This window comes from Lentzea sp. NPDC005914 (genome assembly GCF_040629405.1).
Taxonomy (GTDB): domain Bacteria; phylum Actinomycetota; class Actinomycetes; order Mycobacteriales; family Pseudonocardiaceae; genus Lentzea.
The window spans coordinates 1-1,699 of record NZ_JBEXVQ010000093.1 but is presented as its reverse complement, the minus strand read 5'-3'; the positions used below and the strand labels follow the sequence as shown (position 1 = coordinate 1,699).

The 1,699-nt window shown below is 65.8% G+C and carries 2 protein-coding genes; both read left to right on the top strand.

Features of this window, described 5'->3' with window-relative positions:
* The coding region (locus ABZ345_RS47385) for a hypothetical protein (protein ID WP_359862347.1) at window positions 1-275 on the top strand (275 nt) is incomplete at its 5' end.
* A gap of 667 nt (window positions 276-942) precedes the next feature.
* Window positions 943-1,608, top strand: coding sequence for a response regulator transcription factor (locus ABZ345_RS47380; RefSeq protein ID WP_359862345.1), 666 nt, complete (start codon window positions 943-945; stop codon window positions 1,606-1,608).
* Window positions 1,609-1,699 lie beyond the last annotated feature (91 nt).

The window sequence follows — 1,699 nt, the reverse complement described above, 5'->3', positions numbered from 1 at the left end:
GCTCTGGGCGCTGCTGCGCGACGGCCGGAAGTTCACCCCGACCGCGCCACAACCCGCTACCGCAGCGGCTTGACACGATCATTCAGATTCCTTCCGGCGTGGTTCAGGTGTTCACGCAGCGTGTCGGCGACTGGTTGCAAACGGTGACGCCTTCCCATCATTTCCTGGGATTCGACACATCGCTCTGCAAGCGCCGGTCACTTGGTGGTCGCCAGGTGACACTTCTCTGCTCTCCTTCTTCTCTGCCCGAGCTCGGTGGCCGGTTCATCTGCTGAAGCCGCGTTGCCGGCGTTGCGTTCGGGGGGTCGGCTCCGTGTGGTCGGTGTGGACTGGGTGCACGCCGAAGGGGAACGACAGCCGGTCGGGGCCTGCTGACCGACGTCCACGTTGGTTTCGAAGCTCTGTAAACCTTGTGTTGCAGGCACTTCCTGTTGCTCTGGGCGAGTCTCACACTGAACGTTGTGGAGCGAAACTGGAGCACGGCAGGGAATTGAACGTCACCGAACGGCGCGCAACGGCACTGAACGGCAGTCAACGGCTTTGGATCTCCTGGGGTAATTGGGTTTCCGCAAGTTAAAGTCCTTTGTGGACCAAACTGGCAGTCTGAGGGTCAGGGGTCATGTCCGCTCTCGGCGGTGAACACGAACTCGTTGTCGTGCCGCTCGAGGTGCTTGCACGGCAAGTTCATGAGGAACGGCGGCAAGGTGATTGTCCGAGCCGATGAGGCGCCTGGCGGTCGACTCCTGCCGGGTCCACATCGTCGTGCACGACAGCGGCCCGCCCGACGTCGAACCCGCGCCGGCGGCCAACCGGCCTGAGCGCCGTTTTAACGGTCGTCTCAGGTCCGCTCGATATGAAGTAGGCATCGCCGGGCGGCACGGTCAGCGCCGGCCCCGCACCGGACGGCGGCTGGACCGTCCACACCCTGAAAGGCAGCCGTTCATGATCTCTGTGCTCGTGGTGGACGCCCAGCCGCTGCAGCGCTTCGGGTTTCGCATGCTGCTGGAGAGCACGCCCGACACCGAGATCGTCGGCGAGGCCGAGAACGGTGTCGAGGCCGTTCGGTGGACCACCGAGCTGCGTCCCGACGTGGTGCTGATGGACGTCCGCATGCCGGGCGTCGACGGGATCGAGGCGACTCGGCGCATCGTCGCCGCCAGTGGGCGCTCGCGGGTCCTGGTGCTGACGACGTTCGACGTGGACCGGTACGCGTTCGCCGTGCTGCGGGCCGGGGCTAGCGGTTTCCTGCTCAAGGACACCCGCCCGGAGGAGTTGCTCGCCGGCATCCGGGCCGTCGCCTCCGGGGACGCGGTGATCGCGCCGGCGTTGACTCGGCGGCTGCTCGACGTGGCCGCCGATCGGCTTGACGATGACCTCTGCGGGTCTGTGCGGGAGGATCGCCGGCTGGACTCCCTGACCGGCCGCGAGCGCGAGATCCTCGTCGCCATCGGCCACGGCCTGACCAACGGCGAGATCGCGCAACGGTTCACGCTGTCGGAGTCGACGGTGAAGACCCACGTCGGGCGGGTCCTCGCCAAGATCGGTGCACGGGACCGGATCCAGGCCGTCATCCTCGCCTACGACCTGAGACTCACCCGGCCGATTTAGAACTCCTAACTCAATGAGAGGTTGCGGAGTCGGCGCCAGCAGATGATCGCGCAGGCCAGGCTGAGGAAGGCTTCGTGGATGTCATCGCGGA